At 62.8% G+C, this 21,519-nt stretch carries 20 protein-coding genes and 1 pseudogene; 11 read left to right on the top strand and 10 right to left on the bottom strand.

The genetic code is table 11. The features are described from left to right. Together BST12_RS32170 and BST12_RS21890 are read left to right on the top strand one after the other, a co-directional pair. Positions 1-687 (top strand): annotated as a pseudogene (locus tag BST12_RS32170) (hypothetical protein); the annotation flags it as partial. 269 nt (positions 688-956) lie between these two features. Then, the gene (locus BST12_RS21890) at positions 957-2,834 is read left to right on the top strand and encodes a hypothetical protein (protein ID WP_083115347.1); all 1,878 of its coding nucleotides are present in this window, start codon (positions 957-959) and stop codon (positions 2,832-2,834) included. A gap of 27 nt (positions 2,835-2,861) precedes the next feature. Here BST12_RS21890 and BST12_RS21885 read toward each other — a convergent pair whose 3' ends face one another. From BST12_RS21885 to rfbH, 3 genes are read right to left on the bottom strand one after another with little or no spacing between them, the layout of a single operon-like run. Further along, positions 2,862-3,353, bottom strand: coding sequence for a GtrA family protein (locus BST12_RS21885; protein ID WP_083115346.1), 492 nt, complete (start codon positions 3,351-3,353; stop codon positions 2,862-2,864). After that, positions 3,353-4,366 carry a CDP-glucose 4,6-dehydratase gene (rfbG, locus tag BST12_RS21880; RefSeq protein ID WP_083115344.1) on the bottom strand — a complete coding sequence of 338 codons (1,014 nt, stop codon included), beginning with the start codon at positions 4,364-4,366 and terminating at the stop codon, positions 3,353-3,355. The genes BST12_RS21885 and rfbG overlap by 1 nt, the downstream gene beginning before the upstream one ends. A gap of 2 nt (positions 4,367-4,368) precedes the next feature. Beyond that, positions 4,369-5,736, bottom strand: a complete 1,368-nt coding sequence (gene rfbH / locus BST12_RS21875) for a lipopolysaccharide biosynthesis protein RfbH (RefSeq protein ID WP_083115342.1) — start codon at positions 5,734-5,736, stop codon at positions 4,369-4,371. A 153-nt stretch (positions 5,737-5,889) separates the two neighbouring features. Between rfbH and rfbF the strand changes: the two genes are divergently transcribed. The 6 genes from rfbF (at position 5,890) to BST12_RS21845 (ending at position 12,827) form a co-directional block, all read left to right on the top strand. Further along, positions 5,890-6,666 carry a glucose-1-phosphate cytidylyltransferase gene (gene rfbF / locus BST12_RS21870; RefSeq protein WP_083115340.1) on the top strand — a complete coding sequence of 259 codons (777 nt, stop codon included), beginning with the start codon at positions 5,890-5,892 and terminating at the stop codon, positions 6,664-6,666. Then, a complete protein-coding gene (locus BST12_RS21865; protein WP_245850474.1) occupies positions 6,627-7,607 on the top strand; it encodes a glycosyltransferase family 2 protein in 981 nt (326 codons plus the stop codon). The genes rfbF and BST12_RS21865 overlap by 40 nt, the downstream gene beginning before the upstream one ends. A 153-nt stretch (positions 7,608-7,760) precedes the next feature. Continuing rightward, a complete protein-coding gene (locus tag BST12_RS21860; protein ID WP_211281331.1) occupies positions 7,761-9,296 on the top strand; it encodes an N-acetylneuraminate synthase family protein in 1,536 nt (511 codons plus the stop codon). Next, complete coding sequence (locus BST12_RS21855; RefSeq protein WP_211281330.1) at positions 9,296-11,200, top strand: thiamine pyrophosphate-binding protein; 1,905 nt, start codon at positions 9,296-9,298, stop codon at positions 11,198-11,200. Before BST12_RS21860 ends, BST12_RS21855 begins: the two co-directional genes overlap by 1 nt. After that, positions 11,184-11,888 (top strand): HAD family hydrolase, encoded by a 705-nt coding sequence (locus tag BST12_RS21850; protein WP_083115335.1) that lies wholly within the window; start codon positions 11,184-11,186, stop codon positions 11,886-11,888. Before BST12_RS21855 ends, BST12_RS21850 begins: the two co-directional genes overlap by 17 nt. 282 nt (positions 11,889-12,170) lie before the next feature. Then, positions 12,171-12,827 carry a class I SAM-dependent methyltransferase gene (locus tag BST12_RS21845; protein WP_245850476.1) on the top strand — a complete coding sequence of 219 codons (657 nt, stop codon included), beginning with the start codon at positions 12,171-12,173 and terminating at the stop codon, positions 12,825-12,827. Positions 12,828-12,839: 12 nt separating this feature from the next. Here BST12_RS21845 and BST12_RS21840 read toward each other — a convergent pair whose 3' ends face one another. From BST12_RS21840 to gmd, 5 genes are read right to left on the bottom strand one after another with little or no spacing between them, the layout of a single operon-like run. Further along, the gene (locus tag BST12_RS21840; protein ID WP_083115331.1) at positions 12,840-13,769 is read right to left on the bottom strand and encodes an NAD-dependent epimerase/dehydratase family protein; all 930 of its coding nucleotides are present in this window, start codon (positions 13,767-13,769) and stop codon (positions 12,840-12,842) included. Continuing rightward, positions 13,766-14,491 carry a glycosyltransferase family 2 protein gene (locus BST12_RS21835; protein ID WP_083115329.1) on the bottom strand — a complete coding sequence of 242 codons (726 nt, stop codon included), beginning with the start codon at positions 14,489-14,491 and terminating at the stop codon, positions 13,766-13,768. The genes BST12_RS21840 and BST12_RS21835 overlap by 4 nt, the downstream gene beginning before the upstream one ends. A 6-nt stretch (positions 14,492-14,497) precedes the next feature. Further along, positions 14,498-15,229 (bottom strand): FkbM family methyltransferase, encoded by a 732-nt coding sequence (locus BST12_RS21830; protein ID WP_083115327.1) that lies wholly within the window; start codon positions 15,227-15,229, stop codon positions 14,498-14,500. A gap of 8 nt (positions 15,230-15,237) precedes the next feature. Beyond that, on the bottom strand, positions 15,238-16,206 hold the full coding sequence (locus tag BST12_RS21825; protein WP_083115325.1) for a GDP-L-fucose synthase family protein: 969 nt from the start codon (positions 16,204-16,206) through the stop codon (positions 15,238-15,240). Further along, positions 16,203-17,225, bottom strand: coding sequence for a GDP-mannose 4,6-dehydratase (gmd, locus tag BST12_RS21820; RefSeq protein WP_083115323.1), 1,023 nt, complete (start codon positions 17,223-17,225; stop codon positions 16,203-16,205). The genes BST12_RS21825 and gmd overlap by 4 nt, the downstream gene beginning before the upstream one ends. A gap of 222 nt (positions 17,226-17,447) precedes the next feature. Between gmd and BST12_RS21815 the strand changes: the two genes are divergently transcribed. Genes BST12_RS21815 through BST12_RS21805 form a run of 3 tightly spaced genes read left to right on the top strand, consistent with a single transcriptional unit; the run spans position 17,448 to position 19,961 of the window. Next, complete coding sequence (locus tag BST12_RS21815; protein WP_083115321.1) at positions 17,448-18,194, top strand: GAP family protein; 747 nt, start codon at positions 17,448-17,450, stop codon at positions 18,192-18,194. Positions 18,195-18,215: 21 nt separating this feature from the next. Further along, positions 18,216-19,139: a glycosyltransferase family 2 protein gene (locus BST12_RS21810; RefSeq protein WP_372510906.1), complete on the top strand. Its 924-nt coding sequence runs from the start codon at positions 18,216-18,218 to the stop codon at positions 19,137-19,139. 51 nt (positions 19,140-19,190) lie between these two features. Continuing rightward, complete coding sequence (locus BST12_RS21805; protein WP_211281329.1) at positions 19,191-19,961, top strand: glycosyltransferase family protein; 771 nt, start codon at positions 19,191-19,193, stop codon at positions 19,959-19,961. A gap of 43 nt (positions 19,962-20,004) precedes the next feature. Here BST12_RS21805 and BST12_RS21800 read toward each other — a convergent pair whose 3' ends face one another. Then, the gene (locus BST12_RS21800; RefSeq protein WP_211281328.1) at positions 20,005-20,577 is read right to left on the bottom strand and encodes a TetR/AcrR family transcriptional regulator; all 573 of its coding nucleotides are present in this window, start codon (positions 20,575-20,577) and stop codon (positions 20,005-20,007) included. Between the two features lie 300 nt (positions 20,578-20,877). Then, positions 20,878-21,513, bottom strand: a complete 636-nt coding sequence (locus BST12_RS21795) for a TetR/AcrR family transcriptional regulator (RefSeq protein ID WP_170062175.1) — start codon at positions 21,511-21,513, stop codon at positions 20,878-20,880. Positions 21,514-21,519: the final 6 nt, after the last annotated feature.

Below are 21,519 nucleotides of genomic sequence, written 5' to 3'. Positions count from 1 at the left end.
GGCAGCGGCAGCGGCGATGCGACGTTCAAAGCGCTTACCGCGAACTTGAACGTGTCCTTCGGCAAGGCGCTTCTGCTGATTCCCGACAGCATCAAGTCCGGCGAGTCGGGGGGCAAGTTGCCCGACGGCTTTCTTGCCGGACCCCGATCGATGCTGGGATACGGCGTCCTGTTGATAGTCGTCGTGGCGGTTCTGGTTCTCGGACGACGCATTCCGGCTGTGATGGCCGGTATCTTGCTGCTGGCGACGGCGTCTCTGTCGCCGGCGTTGAGCCAGCCCTACTATCTGGTGTTCGTCTTGCCAATCGCCGCGGTGCTGGTCCGGGATCCGGACGGGCCGCCGGGAACCGGGATTTTCGACAGATTCACCGCCGACGGCGATCGCCGGCGTGCGCTGGGCGTCTGCCTGAGCCTGGCTGTGGCACTGAGCATCGCCCATATTGCGCTACCCAGCCCGCCTATAGAGGTGGGAGACATAACGGGCCAGTTCGGCGCGACCGGGTCACTGACCAGGTCCGTCGTCGTGACGACGGTGTTCCTTGCGCCGATCCTTTGGCTGGTCACCTGCGCGGCGATTCTCGTCTCCTACGCTCGGCGCCCGGTTTCGTCGCCGCTCAGCGACCAGGGCCCCGAGGATCCCGGGGATTCTGGCGCAGATATTCCAAATTCATCGAAACTTATGACGTAATTTTCGCCACACCGGCCGGTGTAATCTGCGAAACTTCGTGCGGGCAGGGAGAGCCAGGTTCATAGCACCGCGAGCAGGAGGTGGCTCGCGGGTGTGGTGAACCGGCAGGCGGTTAGCTAACCGTGCGCATTTGTCGACGACTCCACTGTGGGAACGAACGACACTGGGTCAAACTGCCGGGCGGCTAGCTGGGGTGCCGCTCTCTCGGTGCCGTGTTGTCGAGTAAGGGGGAGTGCGCATTGAGGCAGATATATGCGCTGCAGGGTGCAGTGTCGACGGTTAAGGGATACGGCTCAGTTGCCGACCAATCGGAGCCCGCACAGACGCTTAGTCAGCGTTTCCGCCCCGTTTTCGACCGAAGCAACCTCTGGCAGAATCTAGCCTTCATCTTCTGCGTTCTCTTCGGGTTGGCGCTGATCGCCAACACTGAGCCCGCGGACGACGGTGTTTGGTATTGGTATAGCTATTTCCTGGACAGCGGGAAACGCCTCTACGCCGATATGCATTTGGCGCTGCAACCGTTGTATGTGCTCGAGACCAGCGCGTTCATGGCAGTGCTGGGCAAGGGATGGCTGGTTTCGAAAATTCCGGCGGTTCTGCACCTCATAGCGTATTGTCTGGCGCTTCTGCTGCTGGTCCGGCAATCGAACATGTCGGACGCGCGCAAGGGAATCATGCTCGCCTGCGCCTTTTTCATTTCCATTGCCAATGAGGCGTACGTGTTCAACGACTACCACGTGGTAGCCGATTCCTTTGTGCTCTACTCCCTGCTAGTTCTGCTGTCACTCAGGAAATCAGAAAGCGTGCGTCGGACCCTGATACTGGTGGGGATCCTGGGCGTGCTTTCCGGGCTGACGTTGACCACCCGGCTCAATGATGGTGGCGCTCTATTCGCCGGTGTGTTCCTCGCGATCGTTTGTTTAGCCCCTTCGAAGAAACTATGGTCGCTGCTGCTGTTCTCTGTGACCACGGCCCTGACCCTGGTGCTCGTCGTATTCCTTACCGGGGATTCCTTGTACGACTACGCAATGAATTCGATCTTCAAGGCGGCGGGTATCAAGGGCTCCGGAGGCACCCTGTTCGCGCAACCGCTGCTGCTGCCCTGGAACACCATTGTGTGGCTGACCGATGGGGTGCCGATATGGGTGGCTTTCCATGCGGTCTTCGCCGCGGTGATCATGGCGTTCCTGGTTTTCCCGCTCATCCGCAAGCGCGGCTGGTGGGAATTTGCATTGGCTATCCTCGGGCTCGTTATGTTTGTGGTTCAAATCCACACGATGGGCCTCTTTGTTGATAACTCGTCATCGAAGAGCGTGGCGGGTCTCATGGTCTTGCTGGCTTACGCGGCCGGCATCTGGGTGTTGGCAAGATTCATTTTCTGGTTGTTCTACCGGGATCGGGCCACGGGGTGGGACCGGCGAGAAATTCTGCTATTAATACCGCTCGGGCAGATGGCTTCGGGATCGCTTTCCTCGGGCGGAACGCATTACAGCAACATTCTTGGCGCTGTGGGTGTCCTTATCGTGGTTCTCGCTATCTGTTCACCATTCCGGATAAAGGCGCAGCGGCCCCGCGACGTCATGGTCGCGCTAGCCGTCCTGCTGGTACTTTGCACGGTCGTCAACCGCTTCAAAGAGCCTTACCACTGGCATACCTACCGTGAAGAAGCGATGTTCTCGAACCGCGTCTGGTATCAGCATCCGGAGTACGGTCCGATGATCATCCATCGCGATCTGCTGCAGATGATTCAACCGCTCTGCCAGACAATGCGCGAGCGCGGTACCGAGGATGAGTTGTTGTCAATACCATTCCCGGGCGGAAACTTCTTCTGCTCCATACCGCCCTGGCATGGCTATGTGCAGACGTTCTTCGATACGACAAGCAGGGAAACCATCCAGGGGTTGATGGACGAATTGCAGAGTTCGCCGCCGAAGTGGATTCTTTACCAGCGTCAGCTGACGACCCTCCGGTTGCACGAAAAGGTGTACAACCAGGGCAATCCGCTACAGCAGCGATACCTGGACCAGCTTATTCAGCAGAAGCTTGACGAAGGAAAGTGGCACGTTGCTTACACCAGTGACTACGGCTCCCGCGAGCAGTGGGGTGAGTTGTGGGACAACAAATGGATATTGATTCAAACGCGGTAGCGTTTCGAACTTCCCGATCAAGAGCGCTTAGCTGCTGAGTTTCTCATCTTCGGACTCTGTCGCGCTGCGCCGAAATGAGAAGTGCCGGTGGCCGAAGTAGCTCAACAGCGTGGTGGCCGCCACGATGATCGCCTGCCCGACGACGCGGTTCATGCCCAGCTCGACCAGCACAGGTAACAAGACCGCGTTGATGGCGAGCGCAGTGAGGTAGACGCTCCAGAAGCGCATGAGGTCGCGCAGCACGTGGCCGCGGACGTGGAACACGAAGCGCCGGTGCAATACGAAGGCGGACAGCACGGCCAGTATGTGCGCGATACCGAGAGTCACCAGCGATCCGGCGACTTTGCCGAACCGGTGGTCGACGACGTGACCGACAGTCACCGAGCAGGCGATGAACAGAGCGAACCCGACGATGGTGTTAATCACTCCGACCACAAGAAACGCCACGCGCTGGTCGTGGACGAGCCGGATCAACGGCCCCGGCGGAGCCGGTTCCGGTGGCAGGTCGAATTCGGTCATCAGAGGTCTTCGAATGCGCTGATCTGCTGTTGGGTTACCGCGAGCGGGTCGGCGCCGGCGTGCACCCGTCGTTCCCAATCGATCGTCCAGGCAACGGCATCGCGGAAGCCGAGCCGGTTGCGCCAGCCCAATTCGCGCTGCGCCTTACCGGCGTCGAGGGCCAGCAGGTTCGCCTCGTGGGGATGGTCTCCGGGTTGGCGGTCCCAATGCGCTCCGCCGCCCCACAGCTCTGCCGCCAGGGTGGCGACCTGACCCACCTCGACGAAGCTGTCGCGCCCGGGACCGAAGTTCCACTGGCCCAGACCGGAATTCGCCAACAAAGCGTCGGCCAGCGTGAGATAGCCGTTGAGACAGTCGAGGACGTGCTGCCACGGCCGCACCGCGCTGGGGAAGCGCAGCAGCGGCGCCCGGCCGTTCGCGTAGGCGGCCACCAGGTCTGGCAGCAGCCGGTCGCGACTGACGTCGCCGCCGCCAATGACGTTGCCGCCCCGGGCAATTGCGGTGGGAATGCCCGGGAAGCTGCGAACCCAGGACTGAGTGAGCAGATCGGCCATTGCCTTGGAGGCGCTGTACGGGTCGTCGCCACCGAGCGGGTCCGTCTCGACGTAACCGGCTTCCTGATTGACGTTGCGGTACACCTTGTCGGTGGTGATGACGACGTGCGCCCGTACCGACGGGGTGGCGGCGACGGCATCGAGCACGTTGAGTGTGCCCATGGCGTTGGTCTCGTAGGTGTACCGCGGATCGCGGTAAGACTCGCGGACCAACGACTGGGCCGCCATGTGCACCACCACATCGGGGGCGGCCGCCTCGACCGCTGCCTTGGTGGCCTCGGAGTCGCGGATATCGACCCGGAAATCGGCGACAAGCTGGTCGGCCAGACCTGCCCGCTTGAACAGGCCGTCCTCATCCGGGTCGAGGGCCAAACCCGACACCCGGTGTCCGCGGCCGAGCAGGAGCAGCGTGAGCCAGGGCCCCTTGAAGCCGGTATGGCCGGTGATCAGGTAGTGCACGGTTATCGCGCGGCTTCAGCCATGTACTCGCGGATGGAGTCCGCCATGAAGTCGAGCATCGGCTGAGTCAGCCCCGGGTAGGTGCCCACCCAGAACGTCCGGTTCATCACGATGTCGGTGTTGGTCAAGTCGCCCACGACTCTGAACTCGACGTCTCGGTAGGCCGGCTGCTTGAGAAGATTGCCCGCGAACAACTGCCGGAAGCCGATCTTGCGCTCGTCGAGGAACTGCATGAACTTGGTGCGGTCCACCGGATGCTCGGGATCCAGAGTGATCGGGTAACCGAACCAGGACGGGTCCGACTTGGGTGTGGCGACCGGCAGGATCAGCCCTTCGGTGCCTGACAGCCGCGAGGTCAGATAGGCGAAGTTATCCTTGCGGGCCTGCACGAATCCGTCCAGCTTGGTCAGCTGGGACAGCCCGATGGCGGCCTGCATGTCGGTGGCTTTCAGGTTGTAGCCGATGTGGCTGTAGATGTACTTGTGGTCGTAGCCCTTGGGCAGGTCGCCGAGTTGCCATTCGAACCGCTTATGGCAGGTGTCGGCGTCCCCGGGCGCGCAGTAGCAGTCCCGGCCCCAGTCGCGGAACGATTCGACTTGCTTGCGGATTAGCGCCGACTTGACGAAGACGGCACCACCCTCGCCGGTCGTGATGTGGTGAGCGGGGTAGAAGCTCACCGTCGCGGTATCGCCGAAACTGCCGGTGCGTTTGCCGTCGTAGGTCGAGCCAAGCGCGTCGCACGAGTCCTCGACCAGCCACAGGCCATGCTTGTCGCACAACTCCAGGACCGTGTCGAGGTCGAAGGGGTTGCCGAGGGTGTGGGCCATCATGATCGCGCGCGTCTGGGGCCCGACGGCTTCGCGGAGCCGCTCGGAGATTGCGTCGTAGGTGCCCAGTTCGATGTCGACGACGACCGGCCGCAGCCCGTTCTGAATGATCGGGTTGACGGTGGTGGGGAATCCCGCCGCCACCGTCAGCACCTCGTCACCGGGCTCGAGCGGGCGCTTTCCGAACCTCTTCTTGTAACTACCCAGCTTTGGGCTGGTCAGGGCACTCAACGCGCACAGGTTGGCACTGGATCCGCTGTTGACGAACACCGAGTCGCGGGCACCGACGTAGCGGGCGAGCGCGCGCTCGAAGAGTGGATGGAACCGCCCGGCGGTCAACCAGCCGTCTAAACATGCGTCGACGAGTGCGGCGAAATCCTCCGGATCGAGCACCTTGCCCGACACGGGGACCGGCGTAGTGCCGGGGATGAACTCTGATGTCGCCAGCTTGCGCTTCGCGTAGCCGCGAACGGCCGCGAGAATGTCCTCGCGATCCTGCTCGAGCCCGTCCTCCCCAAACCCGTCGGTATCGAGTCGTGAAATGAGATCTCCTCAGCCGTGCGTAATTCGTATAGTATGCGGCGGCCGAAAACCCCACGGAGCCCACCGCAGCATTGCTAGTGTGTCACCTGCGCGACGCCGCGTCAGCGAAATCGCACCTGGGGGAACAACTACTTTGAGATGGGATGAGTCGCAATGAAAGCGGTGCTGCTCGCGGGTGGTCTAGGCACCCGTATGCGTGAGGAGACCGAGTTCCGCCCCAAGCCGATGGTCGAGGTGGGCGGCCGTCCCGTGCTATGGCACATCATGAAAATCCTTGGTCACTACGGGATTTCCGACTTCGTGGTGTGTACCGGATACAAGAGCGAGTACATCAAGAACTACTTCTCGAATTACGGAGCCGCCAACCTGGACTTCACCGTTACCCTCGGTGACCAGTCGAGCATCAAGTATCACGGCTCACACGACGAGTTCAACTGGAAGGTCACCGTCGCCGACACCGGCCTGGACACGATGACCGGCGGCCGGATCAAACGAATCCAGAAGTACATCGGCTGTGAGACGTTTCTCTGCACCTACGGCGACGGTATCGCCGATGTCGACATCCACGCGCTGCTGAAGTTCCACCGCTCGCACGGCAAGCTCGCCACCATCACGGCCACCCAGCCGATGAGCCGGTTCGGGGTCCTCGACCTGGAACAGGACGGCGCGGTCGCTACCTTCCGGGAGAAGCCGAAGACCGACGACTTCGTCAACATCGGCTACTTCCTGTTCGAGCCCGCCGTCTTCGACTACATCGACGGCGATGACTCGATCCTGGAGGACAAGCCGCTGAAACGGCTGGCCGAAGAACATCAGATCGCTGCATACTCGCACGATGGCTTCTGGCAGCCGATGGATACCTACCGGGAATCGCAGTTGCTGAACAACCTGTGGAACAGCGGAAATCCCCCCTGGAAGGTGTGGAAGTAGGCGTGGCGGTGAAAAAGAAGATCACCTGCATCATCCCTGCCTACAACGAAAGCGAATGCGTCGACGAGCTCGCCCGCCGGCTGGCCAAGGTGTTCGACTCCGAGACGGCCTACGACTTCGAGGCGATCATCGTGGAGAACGGGTCGACCGACGACACGATGGAAAAGCTGCTCGTTATCCACAAGGAGGACGCGCGGTTCAAGATTCTGCAGCTGGCCCGGAACTTCACGATGGACGGCGGGCTGACCGCCGGCCTCAACGTGGTCGACGCCGACGCCGTCGTGCTGATGACCGCCGACCTGCAGGACGCGCCCGAGTTCATTCCTGAGCTGATTCGCAAATGGGAAGAGGGCTACGAGAACGTCTACGGCGTAGTGACCGAGCGGCGTGGCATCAGCCGTATCCGCGCGATGAATTCCCTGCTGTTCTATTGGCTGGCAGGCAAGCTGACGCACGACCGGATCACTAAGAACGCCAGTGACTTTCGGTTGGTCGACCGGAAAGTCTACGAGGCCGTTCGCTCGATGGACGAGCGCAACCGTTTCGTGCGCGGCCTGTTCTCCTGGGTCGGGTTCAAGTCGATCGGAGTGCCGATGGTGCGCCCGCCACGCTTCGCGGGCGAGTCGAAGGCCTACAGCCTGGGCGTCATCAACATGGCATTCAAGGGCATCTTCGCGCACTCCTACGTGCCGCTGAGGCTGATCACCATCACCGGCTTCTTCTTGAGCTTTCTCGCGGCCGTCGTCGTTGTTCTGCTCGCCGTTCGCTTCGCCTTCTTCGGGGTGCCCTTCCCCGGGTTCGGCTCGCTCATCTGCGTCATGCTGATCGGTTTCGGGGTCGTCACGCTGCTGCTCGGTGTCGTGGGCGAGTACCTGGCGCTCATCTATGAGGAAGCAAAACAGCGACCCAACTTCGTCGTTACCAACAAGGTCGGATTATGAGGGAGGCGGTTAAAGTGCCTCCGCTGCGTGTCTGTCTGGCTTAGGATTAACCGCACATGGACGGATGGGATGTCGTCGGGGGGCGAACCGCATAATGACGCGATTCCCGACCAAGCGACCGCCTGTCCCGCATCAATCGAGAGGTCGCTTGTAGTGCTGCAGGAAACGAGATCCCCCAACCGTGTAGGCCAATCGCTCATTCCTGACTGGCTTTTCATCTTCGAAATGGCTAACAACCACATGGGCGATGTCGACCACGGCGTGCGCCTGATTGGCGAATTCGCTGCTGTCGCAAAGGATTTCGACTTCAAGTTCGCCTTCAAGATGCAGTATCGCGCGCTCGACACGTTCATCCATCCCGAGTATCAGGGCCGCGACGACATCAAGTACATCAAGCGCTTCGAGGAAACCCGGTTGAGTCCGGAACAGACGCGCAAACTCGTCGACGCGATCCGCGACAACGGCTTCATTCCCATCTGCACGCCCTTCGACGAGGAGTCGGTCGACCGGGTCGTGGCCGACGGCTTCGACATCCTCAAGATCGCGAGCTGCTCGCTCACCGACTGGCCGCTGCTGGAGAAGGCGGTGAGCAGCCCGCTGCCGATGATCGTCTCGACGGCGGGATCCACCATCGAAGAGATCGACAACGTCGTCGCCTTCCTCAAGCACCGCAACAAGGATTTCGTGCTCATGCACTGCGTGGCCGAATATCCGACGAGCAACGACAAACTTCAGCTCAACCAGATCGACTTCCTGCGCCAGCGTTACGACGATATCCGCGTTGGATACTCGACCCACGAATTCCCGACCGAGACGTTGCCGGTGGCCGTCGCTATCGGTAAGGGCTGCACCGTATTCGAGAAGCACGTCGGACTCGTCACCGACGAATACGGCATCAACGGCTATTCGGCCGGTCCGGATCAGGCCCGGGCATGGCTTGAGATGGCGACCGTGGCCCGCTCGATGAACGGCATCTCCGGCGAGCGTTCGAAGGCGACGCAGGACGAGCGGGACAGTCTATTGTCGCTGCGCCGTGGCGTTTTCGCCCGCCAGGACATCAAGGCCGGCGAGAAGATCAGCACCGGCGACGTCTTCATGGCCATCCCGACCCAGGAAGGCCACATCACCGCGAACGACTGGTCGAAGTACAGCCACTTCTACGCGACCACCGACATCAGCAAGAACGAACCCATTCTGGTCACCAACAGCCGGCGTGAAGAAGTGCGTGAGCAGGTGTTTTCCATTGTGCAGCGGGTGAAGTCGCTGCTCAACCGCGCCAACGTCGTCATCCCGGGCGAGGCCGATCTGGAAATCTCGCACCACTACGGCATCGATAAGTTCGATGAATTCGGTATCACGATGATCACCGTGGTTAACCGCGAATACTGCAAGAAGCTGATTGTGGTACTTCCAGGCCAAAATCACCCTGAGCAGTACCACAATCACAAGGAAGAGACATTCCACGTTCTCTTCGGTGATCTCGACGTCGAGCTGAACGGCGAGGGGCGCGTCTGTGGGCCCGGCGACGTCATTACCGTCGAGCGGACCGTACGCCACGCGTTCACCAGCAAGACAGGCGCGATCTTCGAGGAGATCTCGTCCACCCACTACAAGGACGACTCGTTCTACACCGACCCCAAGATCGGTCAGAACAAAGAGCGCAAAACCTTCCTCACGCATTGGATGTGATGAGCACAGCCACCGCTGCGCCCGATGAGGCCAGCCCCGCCATGTCCAAAACCATGCGACTCGCGGATTACGTCTTCGCGCGCCTACGCGAAGAGGGTGTGGACGCGGTATTCCTGGTCCCCGGCGGCGGGGCGATGTATCTCGTCGACGCACTCGGACAGAACCAAGACATCCGCTATGTGCCCACCCACCACGAGCAGGCGGCGTCTATCGCCGCTGAAGCCTATTCGCGGATCAACGGCCATCTCGGCTGCGCGCTTGTCACTACGGGACCCGGCGCGACGAACGCGATCACCGGGGTGACCGGCGCCTGGATCGAGTCGGTGCCGCTGCTTGTCCTTTCCGGACAAGTCAAGCGCGCCGACCTGATGGGCGACAGCGGTGTGCGGCAAAAGGGTCCGCAGGAAGTCGACATCGTGTCGATGGTGCAGCCGATCACCAAATATGCGGTGACGGTGCTCGATCCGTCCGAGATCCGCTATCACTTCGAGAAGGCGGTGCATCTGGCCACCACTGGTCGGCGGGGGCCGGTGTGGCTGGACATTCCGCTGGACGTGCAGGCCGCACAGATCGACGCGTCGACGCTCAACGGCTATGTGCCAGAGACGATTAGCGATCCGAACCTAGGCGCTGACGCAGCCGCTGTCATCGACCTCCTCAATGCGGCCGAACGGCCGATCATCCTGGCGGGGCACGGCATTCGCCTCGCCGAGGCGGCCGACGATTTCCGTGAGCTTTATGAGGCGCTCGGCATTCCGGTCGCCACCACCTGGAATGCGGCCGATCTCATTCCCTCGGGACACCGCCTTTCGGTCGGAAAGCCTGGCACGGTGGCGCAGCGACCGCCCAACTTCGCGATCCAGAACAGCGATCTCATCCTGGCCATCGGGGCGCGGCTGGACAACGTGGTCACGGCCTACAATCCGGCGAAGTTCGGCCGTCATGCACCGAAGGTCATCGTCGATGTCGATCCCGCCGAACTGGGTAAGTTCCCGGCCGAGATGAACATCGCACGCGCGGTCTGTGCTGACGCACAGGACTTCATCCGCGCGATGCTCGCACAAAAGGAGAGCGTCGCCGCGAAGGACCGCTCGCCCTGGCTGGAGCGCTGCAACGATTGGAAGACGCGCTACCCGATCAACGACGGGGCCCCCTTCCCGAAATCGGGAGTCATCAGCCACTATCACCTCACCAAGGTGCTGGCCGACGAGATTCCCGAGGACACCCTCATCGTCACCGGCAGCTCGGGTCTTGCGGTTGAGATTTTTTACACGGGCTTCGCGAACAAGCCGGGGCAACGTATCTTTCTCACCTCCGGCCTGGGCGCCATGGGTTACGGGTTGCCGGCGATGGTCGGAGCGGGCCTGGCGTCGAACGCGAAATCGTATGTCGGCGTTGAGGGCGACGGCAGCCTGATGATGAACATCCAAGAGCTGCAGACGATTCGGATGCTCGACCTGCCGCTCAAGCTCTTCCTCTTCGACAACGGCGGCTATGCCTCCATTCGAAACACCCAGCGCAACTATTTCGACGGCCGCTACGTCGGAACCGGGCCGGAGGGCCGGCTCGGCCTGCCAGATTTCGTGTCGCTGGCCCAGGCGAACGGTATTGAGGCGATGCGCATCGAGGATGCCGCCGATCTCGTTGCCGGTGTGCGCGAGGCGCTAGCGCGGCGCGGACCGCTCATCGTCGATGTCCGGGTGCAGAACAACGAGGCGCTGTGGCCGAAATCCGCTGCGCTGCCACAACCAGACGGGTCGATTCGCTCGATGCCGCTGGAAGACATGTCGCCGCTGCTGCCGCGAGCGGAGTTTGGCGCCAACATGATTGTGCCGCTGGACCCCGCCTCGGAGAACTTGCCTGAGCGACTCATCGAGCAGTCCAAAAATGCTGCAAAGCCCTAACCGGCCCGGCGCGATCCTTTTCGATCTGGACGGCACACTGGTAGACAGCGCTCCGGCGATGACGCGCGCCCTCAATGAAATGACGCGGCGCCGCGGCGCTCCGGTCGTCGACGTTGCATCGGTACGCAACTGGGTGAGTCTCGGCGGGGAGGCGATGCTGCGCGGCGCGCTTGGCGACACGGTCGATCCCCTTGGCGATCTCGACGAGTTTCGCGACATCCTGCGTGGCCAGACCGCCGATCCCGCCGATCTCTATCCTGGCGTGCCGGAAATGCTTGCGGCCCTTCGAAACGCGGGCTACCGCATTGGCGTCTGCACCAACAAGCGCGAGGACATCGCCGTTCCCTACGTCGCGGGCCTCGGCATCGCGTCCTATCTCGACGTCGTCGTCGGCGGGGCGACCGGCCGCCGGCTCAAGCCCGACCCGGAACTCTGTCAGTTGACGTTGCAGCGACTGGACGCAACCGCGCACGACGCGATCTTCGTCGGAGACAGCGAAATCGATGCCGAAACCGCGCTCGCGGTGGGGCTGCCCTTCGTCCTGATGACCTTCGGCTATCCCCATGGCGACCTCGGCGCGATCGCGGCAGACGCGCGGCTGGACGGTTTCGACGGACTGTGCGAATTGGTCGCCTCGATGTTCGCGAATCGGATCTCGGCAAGACTGTCCAGTTCCCGGGAAATATAGGGGGTTTGGAACGAGATGTCTCAGCTCTGCCCGATCTGCGGCGGCCAGGGGGCCGTCCAGGCGCATGGCCGAATCGCGCCGTTCATCCTTCAGTTGCAGGGCGACCCGGACGACGTTCCGCGCGATACCACCCTATGCCGTTGTGACACATGCGATTTGGTCTATTTCTCACATCGTTTCAACGACGACACCCTCGCCGCCATGTACTCGGGGTACCGAAATGAGCGGTACCTTTCGATCCGACGACGCTGGGAGCCTTGGTATTCGCGCAATGTGAACTCCATGATGGAGCCCGGATCGGAGGTGGTGGCCGAGCGCGTGGGCTTCGTCGTGGACATCATCGAGCCTCATGTGCGCCTCGACACCGTACGGAACATGGTCGACTACGGTGGCGACGAAGGTCAGTTCTTTCCGCCGGGCTACTCGGGTCCCAAGTATGTGATCGAGGTCTCGGGGAAAAACCTCGTCGACGGAGTGCAGGCGGCCGCGTCACTGGACGAGCTGCCCGAAAAACCGCACCTGGTGATCTCATCTGGCGTTCTCGAGCACCTCGTCGACCCGGTTGAGCTGGTCAAAGACATCCGGGCCGCGCTTCCCGAGGACGGGTGGTTCTATGCCGAGGTGCCGCTGGACCGCCCGAAGGTGCGGCGCTGGCACGCTGGGGCGCGTTATCGCCGTTTCCTGGACTCGGTTTCGGCAACGCGTGCCAGCTGGATCGCAGCGGATTTCGCGGCGGGCATGGCACGCAATTTCGGGCGTACGGTGCCGCGCCTGGGCGCGGTCAAGCAGAGCGAGCACATCAATTACTTCTCGGCGCAATCTCTGCAAGAGTTGTTGACCCGCGGAGGATTCCGGGTCATCACCACCCGCGCCGACCCGACCGCGAGTTTCGAGGGTCTGCGTCTGGGCCGGCTGGGCGCCCTCGCGGTTCCGGCGTAGCCGCGCCGGCTCTTAACGGCCCAGCACACCCCGAGCGGTGATCTCGATCTGCTGATCCAGCGGTAGGCTGGCCAAACCCCATCTCTGGCAGCGCGTTTCCCAATCCTGACCGTCGGAGTGATAGCGATCAGCGTCGCGGGGATCGACCTCACCGCGGGTGATCACGGCGTCCGGGCGCACCACCGCGGCGACCCGCGCGGCGAGCTCGTCCATTTCCACCAGCTCGCCGCCGCTGTCGATGGTGGCCGGCCCCACAGCGCCCTCGGCGAGGCCGAGCGCGACCAGTTCGTCGGCCAGCACATAGCGGCGAAAAACCGGGCGGCGCGCCATGATTCGGATCGCGCCCGCGGCAGCGTCTTGGATCATCGACCCCAGCGCGTAGCCGCGCGGCTTCTGCACATGTGCACCGGAGATGCTCCAGGCCCGCAGCACGACGGGCACCGCGCCGCTGTTGGCCGCAGCCTCCTGCAGGCAGTACTCGGCCTCCCGTTTCAGGTAGCCGTACGGGTTGTCCTCGATAGGCGCGTCGAAGGCGTCCTGCGGATGGACGGCCGCTCCGCTGGAGACCGTGAGCGAAAGACGCACTCCGGGTAGCTTCGTGGCGTAGACGAGGCGGTCGGTCTGGGTGCGGTTGGTCGCGACGTACTCGTCGAGCGGCAGGTCGGACACCCGGTCGCGGGTGAGGAACGCGCAGTCCAGCACGACGGTTGGGGCGAACTCGGCCACCTCTCGGTCATCCCACACCCGCAATTCGACCTGGCGGTCATCGATGCATACGGTCCTCGGCCGGCTGGCCAGGGCCAGCGTGGGCAGACCGAGCGGGGCGATGAGGTCGAGGGCGGTCCGTCCGAGCCAGCCTGAGGCGCCGGTGACAAGCACCCGGTCGTCCCCGAGCGATTGGGCCGCCAGCGCCCGGGCACCGTCGCTCACCAATCCGCTCATGTGGCCTTGCGTCTCCCAGGCAGATTCCGGCGCATCATCTCCCGCACCGAAGCCCCGACGAACCTGGGCAACCGCTTCTTGAACTCCTCGTCCTCCTTCATGCTGAGGCCGCTGACGTCGTTGTAGTTGGCGACCACGATGTCCATGTAGCGAGTAATCAGCGCCGGATTGGAGAAGCAGCGGATGTTGAAGTCCCAGTCGGCCCACAGCCGATAACGCAGGTTGTAGGGGCCGATGGTCTCAAAAAGCCTGCGGCGGTAGAAGATTGCTTGATGGCAGATGTTCTGCTCGAACAGCAGCCGATCGACGTCGAATACGCCGGCGTAGCGCGCTGACTTCGAGCGCATGATCACATCGCCGTAGACCAGATCGCTGGGGGAGTGCTCGCCGATGAAGCCGGCTACCCGGGCCAGTGTTTCCGGTTCGTACAGGGTGTCGTCGGCCCCAAGGAACAGCACCCAGGTGCCGTTCGCCATGCCGACGCCGTTGTTCATGGCGTCGTAGGGACCGTCGTCGGGGCCGCTGTGCAGGATCAGCCGTCCGTCCAGGCTGGACCCATAGCTCTTGGCCAGGTCGACACTGCCGTCGGTGGAGCCGCCGTCGACGACGACCAGTTCGTAGTCCGTATAAGTCTGGGCGACGATGCTGTCCAGGCAGGCGCGCATGGTCCCGGCCACGTTGAAGGTTGGGACGATGATCGAAAACAGCGGCGCTGCAACCATTGTCGATTAATCGTCCTCACGAAAGAAGGTGCCGTCGGCCTGCAGCATCCGACCGTTGCGCAGATCGGTGAAGCAGGGCTGCAGGCCTGTCAGCGTAAAGCCCAGCGAGTATGCGATGTCGAGCGCCTCGCGAATCAGCATGCCGCCTTCGTACAGGGGCAGAAACGACAGCTCCAGCTGCAAACCCACACAGCGGTCCCGCACGGTGGCCGCCGCACCGGCCAGCACCTGCTTTTCGAACCCCTGCACATCGATCTTCAGAAAGGCCACGTCGGCCGGCCGCAGCACCTCTGCGGCCACCGAATCCAGCCGCCGTATCGGTACCTCTTCGGTGCCCACGTAATTCGCCGGCGGAAAGGCATCCTGATGGCTTTTCAGCATGGGTAGTACCGAGCTGCTCTCTCCGGCGTTGCCGGCGACATTGATCGAGACGGTGCCGTCGATGTCACCGAGTGCGTTGCGCCGGCACTGCCAGAGCGGATCGGCCGATGCCTTGCGCTCCAGCTGGGAGAACGGTCCCGAGAGGGGTTCGAAAGAGACGATTCGGCCTTCGAAGCCGGCGGCGCGCAGACCGGCGGCGTACTGGCCTGAGTTGGCGCCCACATCGAGGATCACATTGACGCGGTGGGATCTGAGTTGGTTCATGAAGTTGCGCGTCGCATCCCGCTCGGGGCGATACAGCGACACCTCAAAACCCGTCCGGTGCACCATTTCCCGGGCGCGGTGTACGAACTTCATGCGCCTGGTCACTGCCTTACCGCGGCGGCGTTTTGCCGATACCACGCCACGGTTGACTCGATGCCGTCGCGCAGCGAGATCGTCGGCCGCCAGCCGGCCTCCCGTAGCAGCGAGACGTCCAGCAGTTTGCGTGGCGTCCCGTCCGGTTTGGTTGCATCCCAATCGGTTTCGCCGGTGTATCCCACCGCCGCGGCCACCATTTCGGCGATTTCACGGATGGTGTGGTCGACGCCGGTACCCACATTGACCTGGGTATCGCCGTCGAAATGTTCCAGCAGGTAAAGACACGCACCAGCCAGATCGTCGACATGCAGCAACTCACGCTGGGGCGTTCCGGTGCCCCAGTTGGTCACCTGCGGCGCGTCCGTCGCTTTTGCCTCCTCATACCTGCGAATGAGGGCAGGCAGCAGATGCGACCCACTGGGGGAGAAGTTGTCGCCGGGCCCGTACAAGTTGGTGGGCATGGCCGAGATCCACGGCAGGCCGTATTGCCGCCGGACCGCCTGCACTTGAAGAATGCCGGCGATCTTGGCGATCGCGTACGCGTCGTTGGTCGGCTCCAGGGGGCCGGTGAGCAGCGCGCTTTCCTTGATGGGCTGGGGGCTGAGCTTGGGATATATGCACGACGAGCCAAGAAACAGCAGCCGCGGCACCCGCGCTGCGAGCGCCGCGTCCAGCAGGTTGACCTGGATCTGCAGGTTCTCGGACAGGAAATCGGCCGGGTAGGTGCTGTTGGCCAGGATGCCGCCGACTCGGGCCGCCGCGTCGATGACGACCTGCGGTTTTGCCTGGCGAACGAAGTCGAACGCGGCGGTCCGATCCGTCAGGTCGAGTTCATCGCGGGTACGTAGCAGCAGATTGCTGAATCCCTCGTCGGAAAACTTCCGGACCAGGGCGGACCCGACCAGCCCGCGGTGACCGGCGATATACACCGGCGCCGAGCGGTCCAGGGCGCCGACGGAATTGGGTGCGCTCATTTCCGCCCGGCGAGCATCGGCTTGTCGATCCAGGGCTTGCCTTCGCACTCCAATGCGGCAATATCGGCGTCCACCATGATCCGGGCCAGTTCAGCGGTGTGCACGGAGGCCTTCCAGCCCAGTGACTCCGCGGCCTTGGTGGCATCCCCGATCAGCGAGTCCACCTCGGTGGGCCGCAGATAGCGTTGGTCGAACTTGACGTACTTCTGCCAGTCCAGACCGGCATGGCCGAAAGCGGCTTCGGCGAACTCACGCACCGTGAAACCGCGCCCGGTAGCAAGCACGTAGTCCTCGGGATCGGGGGCCTGCAGCATGCGCCACATTCCTTCGACGTATTCCGGCGCATAACCCCAGTCGCGAACGGCGTCGAGATTGCCCATGAATACGTTGGACTGGATGCCGGCCTTGATGCGGGCCACCGCCCGGGTGATCTTGCGGGTCACGAATGTCTCACCGCGCCGGGGTGATTCGTGATTGAACAGGATGCCGTTGACCGCGAACAATCCATACGCTTCGCGGTAGTTGCGTGTGGCCCAATAGGAATAGACCTTGGCCGCACCATACGGTGAACGCGGATAAAACGGCGTCAGCTCGTTCTGCGGTGGCGGCGACGCCCCGAACATCTCCGACGAAGACGCCTGGTAGAAGCGGCACTGCACCCTGGACAGCCGAACGGCCTCCAGCAGCCGCATGGATCCCATGCCGGTGGTGTCCCCGGTGTGCACCGGTTCGTCGAAGCTGACGCGCACATGTGATTGCGCCGCAAGGTTGTACACCTCGTCGGGCTCGATAGTGCTGAGCAGTGTCACCAATCGGGTGCCGTCGATGAGATCGCCGTAATGCAAGAACAGTCGCGCGTTCGGGTCGTGTGGATCAACGTAGAGATGATCGATGCGCGATGTATTGAACGTCGAGGCTCGACGGATCAGCCCGTGCACCTCATATCCCTTGCTCAGCAGCAGTTCTGCGAGATAAGAGCCGTCCTGTCCGGTGATGCCGGTTATCAGCGCTCGCTTCACTAAATTCCTACTTCTGTCGATGCTCGCGTATTCGCGCGGCCATGATTCAGGCGTTTTGCCGTCTGCTTGATAGTAGAACTCGGCCGCCGCGACCAATGCCAGATCGCCTCCGCGATGGCCGTGGCGCAACGATTTTGGGCTCGTATTAGCTGGTCAGAGCTTTATATCGCGAATTTTTCAATACCGCCGCGAGCGTGGCCACACTTAGGTAACGTACCCAGCGTGTGGGCGGCAGTGCTGTTATTCGGTCTCGGGACCGCGATTGACCCGCTGCGCTTTGGGTTAACGGCTCTGCTGGTCTCGCGGCCGCGCCCCGCGGTCAATTTGCTGGCTTTTTGGCTGGGCGGCATGACGGCGGGAATCGGTGTCGCAACGGCGGTGCTGCTGATCATGCGTGACTTCGCACTTGACCTCTACCAGGGTGCGATGGCGTCATTCCACAACGCGACATCGTCGGTGACGATCCTGGCCGGCGGGCGTCTGCACGTCAGCATCGGCGTGTTGGCCCTACTGGTCGCCGCCTTCCTGGTAGTGCGTCAGCGCACCCGGGTTCCGCTACATGCTGGCGGTGCGTCTCCCTTGGCGGTGTTGGAGCCGTGTAAGCCAAGCGCGATGGCGCGGGTGTCGGCGGGCTTCGAGGCAGTCATGAAGCGTGGGTTTGTCTGGGGTGCTTTCGTGGCGGGGCTTGGCATGGCGACTCCGCCGGCCGAGTGCCTGCTGGTGCTGACCGTGATCATGGCTTCGGGAGCCGCGGTGGGAGTGCAGTTCAGCGCCTTCGTCGCCTTCATTCTGCTGTTGCTTGCCGTCGTCGAGATTCCGCTCATCGCCTACTTGGCGGTGCCGGGGAAGACCGAAGTCGTGGTGCGTTATCTGGATGGCTGGGTTCGTGCGCACCGTCCGCAAATCACCCAGACCATTCTCATCGTGGCCGGGATTGCGTTCGTGGTCCAAGGAATTGGGCGGCTCTGAGCCGAGTTGCCCGGCCCTGAGGTGAGTCCACCTGTCTCGGTGTGCATTCCGATGTACAACAACGCCGCAACCATCGAGCGTTGCCTGCGCAGCGTCCTGGATCAGCAGGGCATCGAGTTTGAGATAGTGGTTGTCGACGACGACTCCTCGGACGACGGTCCCGCGATTGTCGCGCGGCTGCTGCGGCCCGGAGACCGGCTGATACGCAACGAGTCTCGCGTCGGTCTGAACCAGAACCACAACAAATGCCTGGAATCCGCGCGCGGCAACTATGTGCAGTTCGTCCATGGGGACGACTGGTTGCTGCCGGGAGCGCTACAGACGCTGGCCGGATGTTTCGCCGATCCGGCCGTCGGAATGGCCTTCGCGCCCCGGCAGGTGGACAGCGACGACCTTAAGTGGAAGAAGCGGTACGGCGCGGTCCACACGCACTTTCGCAAACTGGGTGAGCGCAACCACGGACCGTCGTTGGTCGCTCAGATCGCGCTGCGCGGCGGAAACGGCAATTGGATAGGCGAACCGACCTGCGTCATGTTCCGGCGACGAGTGGCGTTGGAGGCCGGGGGATTTCGCAACGACATCTATCAACTGGTCGACCTGGACATGTGGTTGCGCCTGATGTTGCGCAGCGAAGTCTGCTTCGTGCCACACGAACTGTCCGTCCGCAGTCACACGACGGCTACGGAGACGACACGCGTGATGAAGACCAGGCGGTACTGGCTTGATCAACTGCGCATTCTGACGTGGCTGATCGTGGATCCTGCGGCGCCGTTGACTATTCGGATCATCGCGGCGATATGGTGGTTGCCCGCTTGGCTGGCGCTACCCGTTGAAGCAGTCGTGTTCGGGCCGCAGCGATGGGGCCGGATGAAGACGTTGGCCCTGGCTCCGGTGCGCGAGTTCAAAGACGCGCGACGGCTGCCGGCGGCAGCCGGCCGGAGCTGACCCACCGCGAGTTTCACGCCGCCCGAACGGCTCTCGGCAACGAGATCGCCGGTGTACCGTTGCCTGGTGTCTGTACTTATCACGGTCCCCGTATTCGGGCAGCACGAGTACACCCACGCGCTGGTCGCTGACTTGGAGCGCGAAGGCGCCGACTACTTGATCGTCGACAACCGCGGTGACTACCCGAAAATCGGCAACGAACGGGTGACCGCGCCGGGCCGCAACCTCGGGTGGGCCGGCGGCAGCCAGCATGGCTTCGAGATCGCTTTCTCCGAGGGCTACTCGCACGCGATGACGCTCAACAACGACACCCGGATCTCCAAGGACTTCGTCGCCGCATTGTTGGACTCGCGACTGCCCGCTGACGCCGGAATCGTCGGGCCGATGATCGATCACGGCTTTCCCTATGCCGAAGCCGACCCGAAACCGCCAGCCGCGCAGTACAACCCGCAGCCGCAGTATCGAGCCGTGCCCGCAGTCGAGGGCACCGCACTCATGCTGTCCCGTGAGTGCTGGCGCGACACCGGCGGGATGGATCTAGTCAACTTCAAACGTTACGGCTGGGGGATCGACCTCGACCTGGCGGTGCGCGCCCGCGAGGCGGGTTACGGCCTCTACACCACAGAGATGGCCTATATCAATCACTTTGGGCGCATGACCGCCAACGCGCACTTCGGCAACTGGCGCTACGAACTGGGCGCAAACCTGGCGATGCTCCAGGGACTGCGCAAGTTGCACGGCCTGCCCGCGACGGTGGCGATCATGCGGCAGATCGGCGCGGCGCACAGCCGCAAATGGCACCGGCCGATTCCGCTCGGCTGATCTTCGCGGCGGCATCCCTGAACAGAGCGCTTATTGCGTCCGGTCAGCCACTGGCTTCGCTCGAGGTGAGAATGGAATCGATCATCAGCTGCATGCGGTCTATCACCTGGTCGACGCTCAGCCGCTGGTTGCGGCGCAACAACTTCCAGCTGTAAATGTCGGTGGCGACCACCAGCGCGTCGACGACCCGGGAACGCTGCCCAGGCGCAACGGGCAACCTGGCGCCGTAAACTTCCTTCACCCAGCTTCGATGCTCGGCCCGTCCCGTGTCACACATCACACGCGCCGGGTGCTCGTCGTCCTCTTCGGCGAGCAGACCCAGGACCACGTCTCCGCGGTGCTCATAGTGGTCGACAAGCAGTGCCAATGCCTGATCGGGATCCTCCGGCGGAGCCGTCCGCTCGATCAGCACGTCGTGGTGAACCCGCGCCCACGCCGCCGCGACGAGCGGTTCCCGACTGCCGAAGTGGCGCAGCACGGTCTTCACGGTGACGCCGGCGCGCTCGGCAATCTCTTTCAGGTTGATCGCCAGGGATCGCTCGGCGATTACGGCTTCGATAGCCGCCTGGACGATGGCCTCGTGGGTGGCTTCGGTCGTCGCTTTACGAGCCCGCATTTCGTAAGTGCGCTTCTTGCGTGGTGGGGGGCCGAACGTTTCTTTTGTGTCCATGGCGAGGTACATGAAAGCATAATTTAACGTACATGGCAATGGACGCTAAAGTTGCTCGGCATTCGGTGCGTTGAGCAGGGGATTCAGCGCCATGGCGGGTTGTACGCAGCGCTGCACGGCAGCCGCTCACCTGCCGGCGCTCGGTGTCAACCGGCGAGTTCGAAGCGGCCGATACGGGCGCGTGGAGTTTGCTGAATACGCCTAATCCGCAACCGTAATTAGTTTGCCGGTAGTTAGCCGATGTGGCTATGGACGCGGAGTTTCGGCGGCATCTTGGGCCGCGGTGCGTAGCACGCCGTCGGTCATGAGCTGTATCCGGTCGAAAACATCTTCAATGCCGAGATCGCGATCGCGCCGCAGCAGCTTCCAGCTGTACAAGTCGGTGGCCACCACCAGCGCGTCAACCACGCGAGAACGCGCCGCGGGCTGCTTGGGCAATCTGCCCGCGAACACTTCCTGCACCCATCTGCGATGCTCCATCCGCCCGGTGTCGCACATTATGCGTGCCCTCGGGTCGTCGCCTTCCTCGCTGAGCAGGCCCAACATCATGTCGCCGCGATGCTCGTAATGCTCGAGCAGCACCCGCAGCGCCTCGTCTGCGTCCTCGGGGGGCGTGGTGCGCTCGACGATCACGTCCTGGTGGATGCGTGCCCAGGCCGCCGCGATCAGTGGCTCCCGCGTGCCGAAGTGCCGCAGCAGGGTCTTGACCGAGACGCCGGCGCGATCGGCGATCGTGTTCAGAGTGATCGCCAGGGATCGCTCCGCGATGACGGAATCGACCGCTGCTTGCACGATCGCCTCGTGAGTTGCTTGAGTGGCCTCCCGACGGGCCCGCATCTCGTAGCTGCGCCTCTTGGGCTCGTCCGTCTCTTTAGTATCCATGGCTAG

Source organism: Mycobacterium angelicum (assembly GCF_002086155.1).
Classification (GTDB): Bacteria; Actinomycetota; Actinomycetes; order Mycobacteriales; family Mycobacteriaceae; genus Mycobacterium; species Mycobacterium angelicum.
This window is presented reverse-complemented; position numbering and strand designations above follow the sequence as displayed.

What these genes read in the sequence shown, in the direction of transcription:
- BST12_RS21885 (WP_083115346.1), bottom strand. Translation starts at nt 3,353, where the DNA reads ATGACCGAATTCGACCTGCCACCGGAACCGGCTCCGCCGGGGCCGTTG.
- rfbF (WP_083115340.1), top strand. Translation starts at nt 5,890, where the DNA reads ATGAAAGCGGTGCTGCTCGCGGGTGGTCTAGGCACCCGTATGCGTGAG.
- BST12_RS21855 (WP_211281330.1), top strand. Translation starts at nt 9,296, where the DNA reads ATGAGCACAGCCACCGCTGCGCCCGATGAGGCCAGCCCCGCCATGTCC.
- BST12_RS21850 (WP_083115335.1), top strand. Translation starts at nt 11,184, where the DNA reads ATGCTGCAAAGCCCTAACCGGCCCGGCGCGATCCTTTTCGATCTGGAC.
- BST12_RS21845 (WP_245850476.1), top strand. Translation starts at nt 12,171, where the DNA reads ATGATGGAGCCCGGATCGGAGGTGGTGGCCGAGCGCGTGGGCTTCGTC.
- BST12_RS21840 (WP_083115331.1), bottom strand. Translation starts at nt 13,769, where the DNA reads ATGAGCGGATTGGTGAGCGACGGTGCCCGGGCGCTGGCGGCCCAATCG.
- BST12_RS21835 (WP_083115329.1), bottom strand. Translation starts at nt 14,491, where the DNA reads ATGGTTGCAGCGCCGCTGTTTTCGATCATCGTCCCAACCTTCAACGTG.
- BST12_RS21830 (WP_083115327.1), bottom strand. Translation starts at nt 15,229, where the DNA reads ATGAAGTTCGTACACCGCGCCCGGGAAATGGTGCACCGGACGGGTTTT.
- BST12_RS21825 (WP_083115325.1), bottom strand. Translation starts at nt 16,206, where the DNA reads ATGAGCGCACCCAATTCCGTCGGCGCCCTGGACCGCTCGGCGCCGGTG.
- BST12_RS21800 (WP_211281328.1), bottom strand. Translation starts at nt 20,577, where the DNA reads ATGCGGGCTCGTAAAGCGACGACCGAAGCCACCCACGAGGCCATCGTC.
- BST12_RS21795 (WP_170062175.1), bottom strand. Translation starts at nt 21,513, where the DNA reads ATGGATACTAAAGAGACGGACGAGCCCAAGAGGCGCAGCTACGAGATG.